The sequence below is a fragment of the Paenibacillus sp. J22P59 genome, from assembly GCF_059383895.1.
Genome location: NZ_JBXENX010000008.1, coordinates 40,553 through 58,984, shown reverse-complemented (window position 1 = coordinate 58,984; position 18,432 = coordinate 40,553). Strand labels below are relative to the sequence as shown.

Below are 18,432 nucleotides of genomic sequence, written 5' to 3'. Positions count from 1 at the left end.
ATGCTGAAGGTACAGTCGCTAAAAATTCGCTATGCGGAGAAAACGATAGTTAGTGATTTCTCGCTTGAGGTGCAAGAGGGAGAGGTTGTATCGATTATTGGGCCTAACGGTTCAGGTAAATCGACGATTCTAAAAGCTGTATCCCGACTAATTCCTTGCGAGGGTGGCCGTGTCTGTATTGCTAATCAAGAGCTTGGCTCGCTCAGTACGAAGAAGGTTTCTCAATTAATGTGCATGCTGTGCCAATCGAACTCAAGTCCAGCTGATTTGACTGTAGGGGAGCTTGTCGCCTATGGGCGCATTCCACATAAGAAATGGTATGAGCGGTCGAATGAGGAAGATCAAGAGGTTGTGCATTGGGCATTAGAGCAGACGGGTATGCTGGATTATAAGGATCGGCTGGTCGTTTCCTTGTCCGGTGGAGAAGCGCAGAAGGCATGGCTAGCGATGGCGCTTGCTCAGCGCCCCAAAGTGTTACTGCTTGATGAACCAACAACCTATCTGGATATTGCTCATCAATTAGAGGTGCTGGAGTTAGTTCGGAAGCTTAATCGCGAACTGAAATTAACCGTTATTATGGTATTGCATGATCTGAATCATGCCAGCGCTTATAGCGATCGAGTATGTGTAATCAAGAATGGGGATATGCGCGTGTTCGGCAAGCCGCAGGAAGTGTTCACGATGGAACTGATCCGTAGTGTGTACGGGGTAGAGACAGAGATTGAACAGATGCCGAATAGTAAAAGCCCCCGCATTCATATTCTAAAAAAAATATAAACGAAAAGCAGGGATGACGAATGAAAACAATGGATTCGGAATTAATCAAAGGACAATATTTGAGTTTTATAGATAGTCTTAAATCAGTTATGCTCGGAACGTTAGATACGGAGGGCAAACCATTCGTATCGTATGCTCCTTTCGTTAAGCATGAAGGCAAGCTCTACATCTATATAAGCAGAATCGCCCACCATTATCGTTATATGGAAGAGAATCCTGCTGTTGATGTCATGATGATCGAAGACGAGTCACAGACGAATAACCTATTCGCAAGACAGCGTGCGCGCTTTGTATGTACGGCAGTGAATCTGGGTAACGAAGGTAATGAAGAAATTTTCGAGAAATTCGGAGCAACGTTCGGCAAAAGCATGATCGGCATGCTGCGCGGATTGGACTTCTCCTTGTTCGAGCTTACTACTTCCGAAGGCAGATATGTAGCTGGATTCGGCCAAGCCTTTGATATTGACCTTATGGCTGACAGATTCGACCATGTTGCAAGAGATGGACATAGCCAAGCGAAGAAAGCCTAACAAGCCAACAAGAGGAGGAGAATTAATGACTTTTTCAGTTGTTTTGCCAATTTGGCAAGCGATTCAAGAGCGATTTCATAAGACGGTCAAAGCACTGCCAGAGCAGGATCTGCCTTTAGAGTTGAACAATGCCTCGATTGGTTATATGCTGCGTCATAATGCAGAGGTTGAATATATGTTCGCAGAATGGTACTTTGGCGCAAGCATGCCGAAGGACCTGGCGATTCAGACGAGCCGCGGTTCTGCGGGAAGCAAAGCTTCCTTTACGAATTTGCAGGAGCTTGTGGAGTTGCTGGAGGCATCGAATGCCCACCTTATCGCAGCCATGAAAGCTCTGCCGGAATCGGCATGGACCGAGCCGACAGAATCGCCGATGGGCGCTTCTACGCCGCTTGAAGCGATTGGACGTTTGATGTACCACACAGGCATTCACGCAGGCCAGATCTCTCTTATTCAAAAAACAGCAAAAGCTGCTGAATAGAGTAGCGGGCGAACTAAATTAGGCTGTCTCGAAAGCAACAAGCTTGATGCTCCGGGACAGCTTACTTCGAGCAGGAATGCTGGAAGCCATAAAGTACCGTATAGGGTAGCTTCAAAAATCATGGATATGATTTTTGGAGCTGCCCGTTTTTCATATGGAGGGCATTCGGTTCAATCTCTGAATTTCGAGACCCTACAGACCTCAAGACCCTCAAGATCCTCAAGACCCTCTATTTTTAACGTTACAGCTGGCTTTTGTGAGGCGTTTACTCTATTTTGTGAAGCGTTTTTCGTAAACATAGGCTAAATCTGGGGCATACTCGGGGATAACGCAAGCTAGGGTCATTAGTCGGGAACCCAGCATCCCGAGTAATGACCCTAGGTTCATTGTTACTCCTATTTATCTGTATGGGCAGCAAAATAGAGCAAAGCCATTCACTAGATTGCGTATTACATTCCTTCACGAGCGTGGGGGAGGCTACCTTATCATTTAACAAACGTCGATCCTGGAATGAAACTAATCAAATTAAAGTGTGTCCAAAAAGCCTCTGTGGAAATGTGGAGCCCTAAAATATTGGTTGAAGAAGTACCTACTTTAGCTTAGGATGAGAAACGAATGTTTATGAGGCAAGTTCACCTAAGTGTGAGGAGAAGCACCTATAATTGTGGGACTTGGTGGGGGAAACTGAAAGGTATGAGGCTTGCCTCATACAATGCTTGTTTATGTAAGGGGAGCAGCCCGTAGGGTGAGAATAGCCTCACAAAATAGTGAAGAAAGCGCTGCTCATAGCTGAGAGTTCGTGGAGAGTAACAGTTAGTTAAGAGCACCAGCACCATCATCACTAGGAACAGTATAGTAGCACCAACAACACTACGACCAGCACCAACAACACTACGACCAGCACCATCATCACTAGCAACAGTACCAGTAGCACCACCAGCAACGCGAGCAATACAAGTAGCACGACCAGTACCATCATACTAGCAACAGTAACAGTAGCACGACCACCAACAGGATCAGTACCATCATCACTAGCAATAGTAACAGCATTACCACCACCAACACTATCAGTACCATTATCACTAGCAACAGTGCCAGTAGCACCACCAGCAACACGACCAGCACCAGCACCATAACTCCTGTATCTGCTGTTTAACAACTGAAAGGTTTGCAGCCAGCTACAAATGGTAGGTTTATCATGTTGTCGTTCTGTACCCTCCCACTTAAGTGCGTTGAATCAGTTAGTGAGGAGCTACGCGAAGCTGGAGTTAGGGACGGGGGCGCCGCCCAATAGGGGAAGTCCTTATATATAAAAAACACAGCCTACGGACTAACATTGTCCTAGACTGCGTTTTTCATGAATTCAATCCTATTTTTCTCATTCGGTTATTTCCTCATTGAGGAGCCAACTGCTAGGCCAGCCCCGCTAATATGTATCTTCAATAAAAGTGAGGCATCTTAGCAGCTTGTTCTCCATAGCAGAACGCTAGAAATTCTGGATGACTGTATAGAAGGGAATGGCGCCGATCAGTGCAGTAACAATGACAATAAGGAGTTGGCGGAATAGCCTGCCCTTATAGTTATCCTTAATTATTGCGTCTGGAAGCGTAGCTAAGGAGCTGCGGCTTAAATGAGACATCCATAGACCGAAAGTAAGGATAAGAAGCAGCACGATAGGCAGTCCAGTAGTAGATATAGTTACAGGCATGGATAGGTTTAGAGAAAAGGATAAGGCAATCAAAGCGCTCATCGCTGACAAATGGAATGGCACGATTAAGCCTGGCTGAGTAGAGCGGCTTAGCGAACGGACATCCAATGGATTGACCGACTGGCGACCAGTTGATCGCGTGAGCTTGCGTAATCTGGGCATTGCCGACAACCAGATCATAAGCAAAGGAATAAGAATCAGAAAAATAAACAACAGTCCATCTTGCTCAGTTACAGTAGCGCTCGTGACCGTCGCCGTGAGCATCCCGACAATTACGCCGATTGCGGGGATAGAGATGTAGGTTGCCCATGAAGATACCCGACGTACATTGTGATGCAGCTTTTCTTCTGACTTGCTGTATAGAAGTGTGGAAGCTTTGTTTCCTGCGATCCAGCATAGAAGGATCAGTAGGAATAAACAACCACGTGTAATCGTAAGTCCTATGATATACAAAACGGTAACCCTCCTAGTATAATATAAGCCTAGCCTATTGTAGCTTGAACGGTTATCGTGAAAAACCGTCTATAGGTGGGATAAAGGCTAGACCTGAGGCGGGTATATGAAACGTTTGCCTATAGAAGGCCGTATCGTATACAGCATCTTTTATTAATTGCAAATTAAGAATAAGAAGGAGGTGAATGCGTTGCTTGAGCTCCATGATCTGATCCCTTATCTATTCTCGATGAGTATCATTTGTACCTTTGCGTATGCGGCTTACTTTGTCTATCAGTCCACTGATGATACTGCCAGCTGGCCTGTTGTCCAGGTGATTGATGTGCCGCACCGATCTTTGCTGGTCGCGGTAAGAGAATGTGAACAGATTCAACACTGGCTCGTAAGACGAATAAAACGAAAAGAATCGCCTGATGGAGATTTGACGGATTGCTCTTCCTCGTTTGTGCATCATCAGCACCAGACAAACAAACGAGGAGGATTTTTATGGAGCATAGCAGGGCATTCCTTTTTCTAAAACAATATAGGTGGGCAGCGATAATCGCAATGTTCGCCATGATGGTCATCATTAGCGGCTGCGGAGCGCCAAACGGTACAGTAGATTCCAGTACGCCAGGTTTTTTCAATCATTATGTGGTGTTCCCGTTTTCTTATTTAATTCAGCATTTTGCTTCGTTTCTGGGCGGAAGCTATGGTCTTGGCATTGTCGCGATGACTTTGCTTGTCCGGTTAGTCCTCTTACCGCTTATGCTGAGGCAGCATAAGAGCCAGCAGGTTATGAAGCAGAAGATGAGCGTCATGCAGCCGGAGCTGAATAAGCTGAAGGAAAAGTACAAGGACAAGACACCGGAATCCCAAGCGAAGCTTCAGAAGGAAACGATGGAGCTCTACGGACAGCATCAATTCAATCCGCTCGCGATTGGCTGCTTGCCGATGATTGTGCAGTTGCCTATCCTTACAGGCTTGTATTATGCGATCAAAATGACACCGGAGCTTGCCGAGCATTCTTTTCTGTGGTTCCAGCTCGGTGTACCGGATACGATTCTTCCTTTTCTGGCAGCAGCTATTTATTACATCCAGTTTAAAGTATCCCAGATCGGCACAGATCCGGCACAGAAAAAACAAATGGCCCTCTTTGGTTTGATATCCCCGATTATGATGGGATTATTTTCTTTTACTGCACCAGCCGCTGTACCGTTGTATTGGGTCGTCGGAGGCTCGTTCATGATTATTCAAACGATGCTTGCTAAGCGTATATATCCCGTTCCAACAGCGGAGCCTCAAGCTGCTCTAGAGGCCAAATAAACAATCACAACATAGAAAGGCGTTCAACCTGAGGGTTGAACGTCTTTTTTTTCACTATACACTATGTTCCTGCACCTCTTCGGATGGCAAGCGCAGCCGATGATTGCGGGGATATTTCTGCTGCAGCTGATCGGCTGTGTCTTTGAGATGATCTGCACTCGGTTCTTCCGTAAACAAGCCGAATGCGGGGTCAATATCCTTTTCCGTAACTAGATCCTCTAGTTTATCTGACTTCTTGTTCAAGCTGTCCTGTTCCATTGCGGCATCCCTCCCTGTGCTATGAGTATAGATTACCCCGTTTGCCTATTTGTTTACCAAAATATACGGAGTGTAGCATGTACACCCCCACAGTATGTTACAATAGAGGGAAGCGAGAAAATCGGCAGGCAAGAAGCGAGTACCATTTGAATACAAAGGAGAACTTTTCAAATGATTAAACTCTATCCGGCAAGCGAACGGAACACTGTTGATTTGGGATGGCTGCAAAGTGCGCGAAGTTTTTCCTTCGGCGATTACTTTGATCCTGACAATACCAGCTTCGGTGTCATGCGCGTACTAAATGATGACGTTATTGCAGGGGGACGCGGCTTCGGGGCCCATCCTCACAGTGATATGGAGATTGTAACGATTCCTCTCTCCGGAAGACTGAAGCATGAAGACAATCTGGGCAATGTGGCAGTCACCTCGGCCGGAGAAGTACAGAGGATGACAGCAGGCACCGGGATTATTCATGCGGAATACAACGATTCCGAGTCTGAGGGAGGCAGCTTCCTCCAGCTATGGTTCATGCCAAGCGAACGAGGCCTTGCCCCCTCTTATGAGGCAGGGCAGTATGATGAAGCAGCCTTAACGAATAAGCTGCTCCCGATCATTACGCCAGATGGAGCGAATGGGACTGTACGCATACATCAAGATGTAACGCTTTATTTGGGCAGGCTGGAAAAAGGAAAAAGGCTGTATCATCATCAGCCTGTGGGCCGCCGTGTGTTCGCTATGCTCCTTGAGGGAAGAGTGAGATTCAACAGCTTTAATATGGAGCCCAGAGATACGGTGCGTGCTGAATTTGAGCCTGAGTTTTTATTAGAGACGACGGATGAGCCTGCTTTTGTGCTATTCATTGATTTGCCGTAAACCAGCATTTGGCTGCGGGTTCCGATAGGTACAATCCTTAGGAGGTGAAAAGGCTATGAATGAGACCTTATTGATCAAACATGCAGTAGGAGGGCGGACCTTCGTGGATACCGCCAAGCAGACGCTTACTTATAAGACGGAGCAGGATGGCGATCAGTGGCTGTTCACGGTGCAGATGCCACTCGATTCTCAGGTTCAGGAGCTGCTCAACTGGAGGAATGAACTGAACGTATTTCTGTTTCAGAATTTCGATGATAGCCAGCCTACCCAGAAAATATGGTTTTATGTCGAGGGAAGCTCCGTTAAATATGAGAAAGCTCTGCAACAGCTAAATTTCACAGCAAGCTCCAGCATTGCCTATATTCCGCAGCAATTTGGGTATAAGCTGTAGGGCAAATATGGATTTTTTCAATTTAGGGGACAGATGATTAATATTTTTTCCGTTATTACCATATACTTGACTATAGGGTGTACCACCATTTGCTTCTTTCGAGAAGCAAAACAGTTTTTTTGAAATAAAGCATGGGAAATTTGCTATAATGAAACGATAAGGTGTCGAGATAGGGTATAATTGAAGGGGAGTCCTAAAAGGGAGGCGTTTGCGATTTATAGTCGAAAAAAGTTCCAAGAGGACATTCCGGAGGTTAGTACAAAAATATGGTCTTGCGAAAGCGATGACTGTAATGGTTGGATGCGCGCAAACTTCTCGTTTGAACAAGCGCCAACTTGTCTCCTGTGCAACTCTCCGATGGTGAGCGGCGAAAAGATGCTACCGTTGCTGGTCAATACGAATGACAATCTCAAGATGAAGCAGACTGTAGCTGCAACCGAATAACGGTTGAGTCCTAATGAGGGTACCCACAAGGGTACCCTTTTTACATGTTATTATCAGCAGTGCCTTATATGATCAACCGTCATCGAAGCTCTCTTCTTGCTATAGAAGGCGAACATATGTGTGGTATAATGACAGAAGATTAACCGTACAGGGAGATGAGCTGGTGAATACGGTGAATATTGCGGTCAGGCCGCTAGTTGAATATGTATTCCGCAAAGGCAGCATTGAGTCCGGCTTCCGTACGGCCGACGCGATGCAGGATGGGACGCGGGCTCATCAAAATATACAAAAGCTTTACGGGGAACAGGATCAGAAGGAAGTTTACTTATCTATCCAGCTGCTCCACAAGGGCAGCCTATTCGTTATTGACGGCCGCTGTGACGGATTGCTGCGGGGTGAAGATGGAATAATGATGATAGATGAGATCAAATCGACTTCGCTTGATCTATCCCTGCTTGCTGAGGATCTTTTTCCTGTCCATTGGGCACAGGCAGCCTGCTATGCCTATATGTACGCCAAGGAGCACGGAGAGGCGAGTATGCGCGTACAGCTTACTTATGTCGACGTTGCGTCCATGCAGAGGCGCCAGTTCGTCAGAGAACTCCCATTCCCTGAGCTGGAGCGTGAGTTTCTGCAAATTATTGATCAATACGTTCCATACGCGGAACTGTTATATAAGCATAAACTGGACCTTGATGCCAGCATAAAGCAATTGGAATTTCCGTTCGATGGTTATCGTGCCGGGCAAAAGAAGCTGGCTGGGGCCGTCTATCGGACAATCGAAGAGGGAATGAATTTATTCACCAAGGCTCCGACGGGTATCGGGAAGACGATATCCACGACTTTTCCAGCGGTGAAGGCGATAGCGAATGGTTTTGCGCAGCAGCTGTTTTATTTGACAGCACGAACGACCACAAGAAAGGCTGCTGAGGAAGCGTTTGAGCGCATGAGCAGCAAGGGGCTGCGAATGCACACCTTAACTTTAACGGCCAAAGCAAGCATATGCTTTCAAGAGGAAATACGCTGTGATAAGCGCTATTGCGAATATGCGGACGGCTATTATGATCGGCTCAATGGCGCCTTGCTGGATATGCTCGGCAATGAGACGCTGATGCCTCGAGAGGTTATCGAGCGCTATGCTCGCAAGCATCGCATCTGTCCGTTTGAATTCTCACTTGATGCCGCTTATGCTTCGGATGCGGTCATTTGCGATTACAACTATATTTATGATCCACGGATATCATTAAAGCGCCAGTCCGGCGAACAAAAGAAGCAGACGGTATTATTGATTGATGAGGCGCATAACTTGGTCGACCGTGGGAGAGAAATGTTCTCCGGAGAGCTGTTCAAGTCAGCCTTCCTCATTCTGTATAGAGAATTGAAGAATGTTGCCCCGGAAGGCTATGCCAAGGCGAAGGCAGTGAATGATTATTTCATCGCCTTGCGCAAAACAAGCGGAGAAGAGAAGGAGTTCACGCTGCCGCACCTGCCCGAAGAGCTTATCAGTCTGCTGGAGGCATTCGTACAGTACGCGAAGGGTTTGCTCGCTGGCGGACAGCAGGCGCTACCTGAGTCCAGCGAAGCGATGCTCCTCGAAGTCTATTATGCTGTGCAGGGCTTCATGCGGGCGGCAAAGCTGTATGATGAGCGCTATCGGACTTATGTAGAGCTAGGACGGGGCGGAGAGGTGCGAATCAAGCTGTTCTGTCTTGATCCGTCCCATTTGCTCAGTCAGGCAGGCAAAAGCTATCGTTCGCGCATCTATTTCTCTGCTACACTGTCTCCTGCGTCCTACTATATGGACATGCTTGGTGCAGAAAAGGAGGATTATACGTTGTCTGTTCCGTCACCCTTCAGCCAAGAGCAGCTGGACATTTTTGTGGAGCCCTTGTCTACGCGATTTCATGATCGGGAGCGCTCCAAGGAGCAGATTGCCACTCTCTTGCACCGTATAGCAGCTGAGCGTCCGGGCAATTATTTGGTCTTTTTCCCCTCCTACGCTTATATGAATGCTATCTATGAGTCCTACATCCAGATGGATGAAGCGGGCTCTGCCCAAACACTTCTGCAACGAACAGAGATGGGGGAGGAGGAAAGGGGCCGCTTTATGGAGGCTTTTCGCGCGGATAACGAGCACACGCTTATCGGATTCGCCGTGATGGGAGGCATATTTTCCGAAGGGATTGACCTGGTGGGTGATCGCTTAACGGGGGTCGTGGTGATTGGCGTAGGACTCCCGCAGCTAGGTGCAGAACGCAATCTGATCAAGGCCTATTTCGATGAGACGAGCGGCAGCGGTTATCTCTATGCTTACGTCTATCCGGGCATGAATAAAGTGCTTCAGGCAGGAGGCAGGCTAATTCGTTCGGAGCAGGATCGCGGCACTCTCGTCCTCATTGACGATCGGTATTTGCAGCCGCAATATGAACGGCTGTTGCCGGAGGAATGGCAGCACTATCAGGTTCATTGGCCAGAAAAGTCCATTGACAGATAGGAACGTTGTCCCTACAATGAGTGCAGTTATCGCGAAGCAATTGAAATTATAGAGTATGGAGTGTTCATCATGAAAAATACGGCTCAACCATTGGCCGGTTCACACAATACCGGCTCCCTATTCAGACTGTGGATGGCGGTTCTGCTGGGGTCTTTAGCTGCCTTTGCGCCACTATCTATTGATATGTACCTGCCGGCTCTGCCTGAGCTGGCAGGAGACTTCGGGGCGGGTACCTCGATGTCGCAGCTTAGCTTGACGGCCTGTCTGCTGGGTATTTCCTTTGGACAGCTGCTAATTGGTCCACTTAGCGATGTTCAAGGAAGAAGAAAGCCGCTATTGATTGGTCTTGTTATCTATATTCTGGCTTCCATTCTATGTGTTGCAGCACCTTCGATCGAGACCTTCGTTCTGCTTCGCTTCGTGCAAGGGGTCGGCGGGGCAGCGGGAATTGTTATTTCCCGGGCCATCGTTAGAGATATGTATGAAGGTGCAGAGATGACGAAGTTCTTCTCCCTGCTAATGCTGGTGAACGGTGTAGCTCCAATAGCTGCCCCGATAGCCGGGGGACAAATTCTGAAGTGGACCTCTTGGCGCGGGGTATTCATCGTGCTTGCTGTGATCGGAGCCTTGATGCTGATCGCGGTTCTATTCGGGCTCCGGGAGACGCTTCGGGATCAGAATCGTTCGGCGGGCGGGATCGGCAATACGCTGAGAACGTTCCGGGAGCTGTTAAGCGATCGTTTATTTATGGGTTATGCACTTGCACAGGGCTTAGTTGTAGCAGGAATGTTTGCTTATATATCAGGCTCACCATTTGTGCTGCAAGACTTGTATGGTGTCTCTCCTCAGGTGTATGGGCTGCTGTTCGCTATTAATGGCATAGGCATAATTATTGCCAGCCAAATAGCAGGCAGGCTTGCCGGGCGCGTAAGTGTGACGAGACTGCTGCATGTAGGGCTTGGGATGGCTTCAGGAGGAGGCATTCTGCTGCTAGCGATGGTCCTGCTCGATGGGGGACTGTATGGCGTGTTGATTCCTTTATTTCTGATCGTATCAAGTGTTGGGGTTGTTCAGACCGCGAGCTTCTCACTAGCGATGCAGAATCAAGGCAAATCCGCAGGCAGTGCTTCGGCGCTTATCGGCCTGATGTCTTTTGTCTTCGGCGGCTGCATGGCACCATTAGTAGGCATCGGAGGAAGTGGAACGGCACTGCCGATGGGAATCGTTATAGCGGTAGTGAATACGCTGGCTGTGCTATGCTATGTGGTTCTTGTCAGAGGTGGCGGGAACAAGCTTCAGCAGCAAAGCCGCGTATAGCATGTAAGTTTGACAGGCGTAGACGGTCAGCTGTTCGACCAGTAGGGCAAAGTCTATTGACGGAAAAGGGTAAGGATGGTAATATACGAATTAATTTCATACTAAACGAATGGGAATTATTATAATTCTTGACATCGACCATACGAATGGAGATGTACAATTTGCGACTAAGCGAATGTACATCTCTTTTTTTGTGCCGGTTGGACGAACATAAGGATGTGAGGCAACGGATGAGTAAGCAGGAAAATTTACAGCTTGAGGCGGATGTATTGGTTATCGGTGGAGGTCCGGCGGGCGCTTGGGCGGCTTGGAGCGCGGCATCGCAAGGAGCTAAGGTTGTGCTGGTGGACAAAGGCTACTTGGGCTCAAGCGGCGCTACTGCGCCTGGCGGAACGAATCTGCTCTATTTGCCTCCTGATCAAGAACTGAGAGAAGCAGCAGTTCAAGCACGAATGAAGTCAGGAGGTTATTTGGCGGAGGAGGAATGGATTCATCGGGTGCTGGATCAAGTCTACGAGAACCTGGAGCTTGTAGAGAAGTGGGGCTATCCGTTCGTCCGTGATGAGGATGGCGTGCCGATGCGGGATCACTTGCAAGGTCCTGAATACATGGGGCTAATGCGGAAAATAGTGAAGAGGGCCGGCGTCCGTGTCCTGGACCACTCACCTGCTCTTGAGCTGCTGGCTGATGAGAATGGTGTCGGCGGAGCGCGCGGCATTGCCAGACAAGACGGGCGGGAGTGGGAGGTGCGGGCGAACGCCGTCGTTATTGCAACAGGAGGCTGCGCTTTTCTCAGCAAGGGATTAGGCTGCAATGTATTAACGGGCGACGGCTATCTGATGGCCTCTGAGCTGGGAGCAGAGCTGTCGGGAATGGAATTCTCACGGCGCTTTGCGCCCTCGCCTGCTCATAGCACCAATACGCGGTCTCGCTTGCTCGGCTGGGCAACCTTCTATGATAAGGATGGCAATGAGATCGTTGATCGACGCGATGGTGATTTCCTTGCGACGGAGCTGCTTAAGGGACCTGTATATGCAATGATGAATAAAGCCGATACGCCGGAGAAGCAGGCAATTCTTCGGCAATCGCATACGATTTTTTTCTTGCCTTATGATCGCGCAGGAATTGATGTTTTCACAGAGCGCTTCCCTCTGACGCTTCGTTATGAAGGGACGGTACGGGGTACAGGCGGCATTCGGATTGTGTCTGATGATTGTGCCAGTACGGTAAGAGGGCTGTATGCCGCAGGCGATGCCGCTACGCGAGAACGGATTACTGGCGCAGCCTCTGGAGGCGGCGCATTCAATGCCTCATGGGCTATTTGCTCCGGTACGTGGGCGGGAAAAGGCGCAGCTGCTTATGCTTTATCGCAAGAGAAGAAGGCGAGTCAGCGGGAGCTGCACCCGAGCGGGCGTTATGGCTTGAAGGCGAAAGACGAGGATAAGGGAAGCTCCTCTGTAGATACAGGAGCCTTAATAAAGGCGATACAAAATGAAATTTTTCCGCTTGAGATTAATTACTTCCGTACGGAAGCCGGTTTAACTTCCTCCTTGGAGCGCTTGAATCTGTTGTGGGGACAGGTCAATGGGCAAGAGCCGAAGACACTGCAGGAACGGATTCGCGCACGTGAGGCAGCTGCGATGGCTGCAACGGCCCGCTGGATCTATACAGCAGCCTTAGCGCGCAAGGAATCGCGTGGGCAGGGGCTGCATCTGCTGGCTGAGTATCCGGGCACGGACCCGAATCAGCAATACAGGCTGCTGGTATATGGACTTGATGAAATTGAGGTTCGTCCAGAGACTGCTCCGCCTTGCCAGGCAGAACTCAGGCATGAAAGTGAATCTGCTATTGCGGAGGTGCAGGCCGGATGATAGAACTCGTTAGCGAAGACCGCTGCATCCAATGCAATTTATGCGTGAAGGTGTGCCCGACTAATGTATTTGATAAGACAGTGGAGGGCATCCCCGTTATTAAGCGGCAAGAGGATTGCCAAACCTGCTTCATATGCGAAGCCTATTGTCCTGTAGACGCGTTATACGTATCCCCGTTCGCGGACATAAAGGTGGAAGTGAATGAGCAAGAGCTCATTGAGCAGGATGTGCTGGGCAGTTGGAGAAGAACGATAGGCTGGGGACCAGGCAGAACCAAGCTGGCAGCCATCGACCAAACCGCTTTTATCGACCGGATATTGCCGACACACTCGCTGCGGGCTGCTGGTGTTTCTGATGTAAAGGTGCAGCTGTCAAATCAATAATAATGAATAGAGGAGCTGGTCATAATGAGCAATACCGATCATGCAACGGCAGAGCCGTCAGAGTCAGGCTATACGAATGAGGCAGCAGCTTCAAGGCAACCGGATCATCCGGTACATCCCCTGATCGTGAATCGCTGGTCCCCACGCTCGTATGCGGATCGTCCTGTAAGCAAGGATACTCTGAATACGGTTCTGGAAGCAGCCCGGTGGGCGCCGTCCTCCAGCAATGAGCAGCCATGGCGATTTTATGTCGCCTCCTCGAAGGAAGAGCATGCGCTTTTCCAAACCTTTATTAAGCCAAGGAACCAGCTATGGACGGTCAAAGCGCCGATTCTGCTGCTGCTGGCTTCCGTTAAGATTAAGGATAATGGAGATGTGAACGGCGCTCATGCGTTTGATGCTGGCGCTGCATGGGCAACCTTAGCGCTGCAGGCTAGATTGCTTGGCCTGTCTACAAGAGCTGTGGGCGGCTTCGATCAGGCTCTTGCCCGTGAAGCATTGGAGGTTCCGGAGTCTATTGTGCTTCACGCTGTAATTGCCTTAGGCTATCGCGGGGAGCTTGAAGTATTGGATGAATCGTTCCGCGAGGTTGAGAAGCCAAATCAGAGGCGCCGGCTAAGCGAGAGCCTGCTTCCGATTCCACGGAAATAGGTGCAATTAAACTACGACTGCCCGGGCAGGCTCTCTCAACCTGCCCGGGCAGTCGTAGTTATATTTAGGGGATTAAATGAAAAATGTTGATCTCAACAGCTGCACCATTCCCAACTGTAATAGCCAAATTTCCCTCTTTAGAAATAAGGATGGTCATAATCCAGTAGGCTTTTCCATTCCCTTTAGGTGAGAACAACTCTAATTAAAGTCCTGTATCATTTGACGTGAGATAGAGTGGAAAAGTTTATAAATTCTGAGATTAACTATTGACACCCTTTATATCCCAGTGGTAAAGTGACAAATAGAATTTATTACAAGAGAGGAGGATTGCGTCTCATGAATACAACACCAGTGAATCATATGGCTAATTGGACTATGCATACTAATCTAATGAACGTAATCCATCCGAGCGTCATTTCTCTTTGATTAAAAGGGTTATCCCATACAATCAGAGGCGCATGGTTACGTGAATCGTAATCATGCGCCTCTTTTATATCGAGCTGCGGCATTCGTGCCGGCTCGCTTGAAAGAAGGAAGCGCATTGTACTTGACGATGCGCTTCCTTCTTCTTTGTTTGTTACAGTATGGGAAATGGTAGTTCGGATGGATATGGGAGGTGTCAGACAAGGATTATGTTTATCGTACTTAAGAAGCTTCGATGGTTTTTTGCAATGAATTGGAAGAGATATACGGTTGCAGGCATACTGCTGATTGTGGCAGGGGTGCTTGATGTGATTCCGCCTTGGCTGATCGGTTATACGATCGACGGCATTAACCAAGGGATATTGAATACGGAACAGTTCTACCGGGTTGTATTTGGTTGGGCTGCTGTCATTGTTGTTGGTTATTTGATTTCTTATGTGTGGCATTATCAATTATTCGGCGGGGCGTTCGTGCTGGAGCGATTAATGCGTTCGAGACTAATGAGACACTTTTTGCGTATGACGCCGACTTTTTATGAGCGGAATCGCACAGGTGACTTGATGGCACGCTCGACGAATGATTTGAACGCGGTAGCTACCACGGCAGGCTTTGGCATTCTGACCCTGATTGATTCGACGCTCTTCATGCTGACGATTCTGTTCATGATGGCGGTGCTGATCAGCTGGAAGCTGACGTTGGCTGCTTTGCTTCCTCTGCCTTTAATGGCATTGGCAATGACCTACTTCGGTAAAAAAATGCATGCGAGGTTTATGGAGTCGCAGGTTGCTTTTGGCGAGCTGAATGATCAGGTGCTGGAATCCGTATCGGGTGTTCGCGTTATTAGAGCATTCGTACAGGAAGAGGCCAGCCAAGAGCAATTCAGGAAGAAAACGGGCGAAGTATTCAGCAGAAATATTGAGGTAGCCAAAATAGATGCTTTATTCGAACCGACCATGAAAATATTAGTCGGTCTTAGCTACCTAATTGGGCTATGCTATGGGGGTTTCTTAGTATTCCGAAGCGAAATCACACTAGGGGAGCTGGTCTCCTTCAACGTCTACCTCGGGATGCTGATCTGGCCGATGTTCGCAATTGGCGAGCTCATCAACATTATGCAGCGGGGGAACGCGTCTTTAGACCGGGTAGAAGAGACGCTTGGCTACAAGCAGGATGTAACGGAGGCTGAGAATTCGGTTCCTGTATCAAGCCCTGAGACAGTGAAATTCGATGAGGTAACCTTCCGTTATCCATCATCCGCGACAGATAACCTGAGTGCGGTGTCCTTCACGCTCCACAAAGGGCAGACGCTGGGAATTGTCGGACGGACCGGCAGCGGCAAGACTACCTTGCTGAAGCAGCTGCTGCGTGAGTACCCGCTTGGCATCGGGGATATTACAATCTCGGATGAAGAGCTGGGTAAGCTGAAGATGGAGGAGCTTCTGGGGTGGATTGGTTATGTGCCGCAGCAGCCTATTTTGTTCTCCAAAACGATCCGTGACAATATTTTGTTCGGAATGAAGTCGCAAGGTACAGAAGAGGATCTGCAGCGTGCACTCGCTAGAGCTTCCTTCGCCAAGGATATTAAGTTCCTGCCTGATGGGCTGGAAACGATGGTCGGTGAGAAGGGCGTCGCTCTATCAGGCGGTCAGAAGCAGCGGGTGAGCATAGCTAGAGCGCTGATTGCGAATCCCGAAATTCTAATGCTGGATGATGCGCTGTCAGCAGTCGATGGACGTACGGAAGCGGAGATCATTGAAGGTATCCGAACGGAGCGCGCAGGCAAGACGACGCTCATTACTACGCATCGCCTGTCGGCGGTGCAGCATGCAGACCATATTATCGTTCTCGACGAAGGACGTATTGTACAAGAAGGAACACATGCTCAATTGCTTCAGCAAGAGGGTTGGTATAAAGAGCAATATGAGCGGCAGCAATTGGAGTCATTAATAGAATCTTAATTTGTATTTCAAATGTAATTGGAATTGGAGGCGCCAGAGACAATGGGTCTGACGGGAAAACGATTGTTTCAATACGCCATGCTTTATAAGAAACCGATCGCAGGAGCTCTTCTGCTGCTCATGCTGGCGGTATGCGCGGAGCTGGCAGGTCCGTTCATCGCCAAGCAAATGATTGATCAGAATATTCTCGGTATCGAGAAGAAATGGCATGAGGTAAGACAGCAAGAAGCTTATGCGGTCAATTATAAAGGGAAATGGTATAAACGAGAGGATCACTTTGCTTCTGCTGAGACGAAGGGCCAGGAAGTAAGGGTGCTTCAGGCAGGACGCAGCTATTATTGGCTAGAGGGCACTCTCCCTATGACGGAGGGCAAACGGACGGTGACGGATGGCTACATGACGATCCTTCACAAGGATAGCGGTGAAAGCGCGAGCTTCCCGGTTACCCGCATTACGGCAAAAGAGCTGTATGAATTCTATAAGCCGGAAGTTCCAAGCATGATGAAGCTTGCAGCGATTTATTTTGGCTTATTGCTGCTTGGAGCGGTGTTTACTTATGGGCAGAGGCTGCTGCTGTTAACTTCCGCGAATAAGATTGTTCAAAAAATGAGAAATGATGTGTTCGCCCATACGCAGCGACTTCCTGTCGGGTATTTCGATACGCTTGCCGCTGGTCAGGTGGTATCACGCGTGACCAATGACACAGAAGCAATTCGAGAGCTGTATGTAGCCGTTCTGGCGAACTTTTTCTCCGCTATCGTCTACATGACGGCGATCTATGGCGCATTGTTTGTACTGGATGCAAGATTGGCCGTATTCGCACTGCCGCTGATTCCGATTCTTCTCATCTGGATCAAGCTGTATCGGCGCTTCGCCGCTCGCTATAATCGGGTCATTCGTGCGAAGCTGAGCGAGATTAACGGCATGATCAACGAATCCATTCAAGGAATGCCGATTATTCAAGCTTTCCGTCGTCAACAAGAGACAATGAAGGAATTCGATGAATTGAATGAGCATTATTTTACGTACCAGAGCAAGCTGCTTAGCCTGAATTCCATTACTTCTCACAATCTGGTCAATGTTATTCGGAATGTGATGTTCTTAATTGTAATCTGGTTCTTCTGGGGCGACTGGCTCGGTGCGACGATCGGTGTCGGTGTTCTCTATGCCTTCGTTGAGCTGATGAACCGGATGTTCCAGCCGATTGTCGGCGTAGTCAATCAACTGTCCAATCTGGAGACGGCCCGGGTATCCGCTGAGCGTGTATTCATGCTTATGGATCAGGAAGGAGTGCCGGTGGAGACGGGCAGCATGGAGCGCTATAAAGGCGAAGTGAAATTCGAGGATGTATCGTTCGCTTATAAGAAGAATGAACTGGTGCTTAAGCACATTACATTCGGTGCTCGCCAAGGCGAGACGGTTGCTCTTGTGGGACACACAGGCTCAGGCAAAAGCTCGATTCTGAACCTGCTGTTCCGCTTCTATGATACCGATCAAGGAAGAATTACGGTGGATGGCCAGGATGTACGGGATATTCCGATGCAGCACTTGCGCCAGCATATGGGAATTGTGCTGCAGGACCCGTTCCTGTTCACGGGCACGATCGCTTCGAACATAAGTCTGGATAATCCAGCAATAAGCCGAGAGCAGGTGGAGCAGGCGCTTCGAGATGTAGGAGCTTACGACATGTTCGCACAATTGCCTGGCGGCATGGATGCTCCTGTTATTGAGAAGGGCAGCACGCTATCCGCAGGGCAGCGGCAGCTGATCTCCTTCGCCCGCGCACTTGCCTATGATCCAGCTATCCTGATTCTGGATGAAGCAACCGCAAGCATTGATACGGAGACGGAGGCTGTTATTCAGCAAGCGCTAGACGTGTTGAAAAAGGGACGTACGACGTTTGTTATTGCACACAGGCTATCCACGATTCGGCAAGCAGACCAGATCCTGGTATTGGATCGCGGAGTTATCGTTGAACGAGGCAACCATGAGCAGTTAATGGAGCATCGCGGCAAATATTTTGCCATGTATCAGCTTCAGCAAGGGGCGGCAGTTACGGCGTCCTAATATAAGAAAAAGGCTGGTACAGGATCGTTTATCCTGTACCAGCCTTTT

General features: G+C 48.8%; 18 protein-coding genes. 15 read left to right on the top strand and 3 right to left on the bottom strand.

What is annotated here, in order from left to right; all coding sequences use genetic code 11:
• From AC50YO_RS15090 to AC50YO_RS15080, 3 genes are read left to right on the top strand one after another with little or no spacing between them, the layout of a single operon-like run.
• Positions 1-777, top strand: a complete 777-nt coding sequence (locus tag AC50YO_RS15090) for an ABC transporter ATP-binding protein (protein WP_494848224.1) — start codon at positions 1-3, stop codon at positions 775-777.
• 20 nt (positions 778-797) lie between these two features.
• Positions 798-1,307 (top strand): HugZ family pyridoxamine 5'-phosphate oxidase, encoded by a 510-nt coding sequence (locus tag AC50YO_RS15085; RefSeq protein ID WP_494848222.1) that lies wholly within the window; start codon positions 798-800, stop codon positions 1,305-1,307.
• Between the two features lie 25 nt (positions 1,308-1,332).
• Entirely contained in the window at positions 1,333-1,788 is a 456-nt protein-coding gene (locus tag AC50YO_RS15080; protein ID WP_494848221.1) for a DinB family protein, read from the top strand.
• A gap of 841 nt (positions 1,789-2,629) precedes the next feature.
• Here the strand turns inward: AC50YO_RS15080 and AC50YO_RS15075 are convergent.
• The gene (locus AC50YO_RS15075) at positions 2,630-2,947 is read right to left on the bottom strand and encodes a hypothetical protein (protein ID WP_494848219.1); all 318 of its coding nucleotides are present in this window, start codon (positions 2,945-2,947) and stop codon (positions 2,630-2,632) included.
• A gap of 327 nt (positions 2,948-3,274) precedes the next feature.
• A complete protein-coding gene (locus AC50YO_RS15070) occupies positions 3,275-3,949 on the bottom strand; it encodes a hypothetical protein (protein WP_494848218.1) in 675 nt (224 codons plus the stop codon).
• Between the two features lie 190 nt (positions 3,950-4,139).
• Between AC50YO_RS15070 and AC50YO_RS15065 the strand changes: the two genes are divergently transcribed.
• On the top strand, positions 4,140-4,466 hold the full coding sequence (locus AC50YO_RS15065; protein WP_494848217.1) for a hypothetical protein: 327 nt from the start codon (positions 4,140-4,142) through the stop codon (positions 4,464-4,466).
• Entirely contained in the window at positions 4,436-5,254 is an 819-nt protein-coding gene (gene yidC, locus AC50YO_RS15060; RefSeq protein WP_494848216.1) for a membrane protein insertase YidC, read from the top strand. The genes AC50YO_RS15065 and yidC overlap by 31 nt, the downstream gene beginning before the upstream one ends.
• Positions 5,255-5,308: 54 nt before the next feature.
• Here the strand turns inward: yidC and AC50YO_RS15055 are convergent, their stop codons facing one another.
• Positions 5,309-5,512: a hypothetical protein gene (locus AC50YO_RS15055; RefSeq protein WP_494848214.1), complete on the bottom strand. Its 204-nt coding sequence runs from the start codon at positions 5,510-5,512 to the stop codon at positions 5,309-5,311.
• 171 nt (positions 5,513-5,683) lie between these two features.
• On the opposite strand from AC50YO_RS15055, the gene AC50YO_RS15050 reads away from it, so the two are divergent.
• The 10 genes from AC50YO_RS15050 (at position 5,684) to AC50YO_RS15005 (ending at position 18,384) form a co-directional block, all read left to right on the top strand.
• Positions 5,684-6,385 carry a pirin family protein gene (locus tag AC50YO_RS15050; RefSeq protein WP_494848213.1) on the top strand — a complete coding sequence of 234 codons (702 nt, stop codon included), beginning with the start codon at positions 5,684-5,686 and terminating at the stop codon, positions 6,383-6,385.
• Between the two features lie 55 nt (positions 6,386-6,440).
• Positions 6,441-6,776: a hypothetical protein gene (locus tag AC50YO_RS15045; protein ID WP_494848211.1), complete on the top strand. Its 336-nt coding sequence runs from the start codon at positions 6,441-6,443 to the stop codon at positions 6,774-6,776.
• A gap of 180 nt (positions 6,777-6,956) precedes the next feature.
• The gene (locus tag AC50YO_RS15040) at positions 6,957-7,220 is read left to right on the top strand and encodes a cold-shock protein (protein ID WP_494848210.1); all 264 of its coding nucleotides are present in this window, start codon (positions 6,957-6,959) and stop codon (positions 7,218-7,220) included.
• A gap of 160 nt (positions 7,221-7,380) precedes the next feature.
• The gene (locus AC50YO_RS15035) at positions 7,381-9,714 is read left to right on the top strand and encodes an ATP-dependent DNA helicase (protein WP_494848698.1); all 2,334 of its coding nucleotides are present in this window, start codon (positions 7,381-7,383) and stop codon (positions 9,712-9,714) included.
• 69 nt (positions 9,715-9,783) lie between these two features.
• Complete coding sequence (locus AC50YO_RS15030; protein WP_494848209.1) at positions 9,784-11,031, top strand: multidrug effflux MFS transporter; 1,248 nt, start codon at positions 9,784-9,786, stop codon at positions 11,029-11,031.
• A gap of 230 nt (positions 11,032-11,261) precedes the next feature.
• A complete protein-coding gene (locus tag AC50YO_RS15025; RefSeq protein ID WP_494848207.1) occupies positions 11,262-12,902 on the top strand; it encodes an FAD-dependent oxidoreductase in 1,641 nt (546 codons plus the stop codon).
• Positions 12,899-13,285 carry a 4Fe-4S binding protein gene (locus AC50YO_RS15020; protein WP_494848206.1) on the top strand — a complete coding sequence of 129 codons (387 nt, stop codon included), beginning with the start codon at positions 12,899-12,901 and terminating at the stop codon, positions 13,283-13,285. Before AC50YO_RS15025 ends, AC50YO_RS15020 begins: the two co-directional genes overlap by 4 nt.
• Positions 13,286-13,309: 24 nt before the next feature.
• Positions 13,310-13,936 carry a nitroreductase family protein gene (locus tag AC50YO_RS15015; protein ID WP_494848205.1) on the top strand — a complete coding sequence of 209 codons (627 nt, stop codon included), beginning with the start codon at positions 13,310-13,312 and terminating at the stop codon, positions 13,934-13,936.
• Positions 13,937-14,568: 632 nt separating this feature from the next.
• Positions 14,569-16,317 (top strand): ABC transporter ATP-binding protein, encoded by a 1,749-nt coding sequence (locus tag AC50YO_RS15010; protein WP_494848203.1) that lies wholly within the window; start codon positions 14,569-14,571, stop codon positions 16,315-16,317.
• 42 nt (positions 16,318-16,359) lie between these two features.
• A complete protein-coding gene (locus tag AC50YO_RS15005) occupies positions 16,360-18,384 on the top strand; it encodes an ABC transporter ATP-binding protein (protein ID WP_494848201.1) in 2,025 nt (674 codons plus the stop codon).
• Positions 18,385-18,432 lie beyond the last annotated feature (48 nt).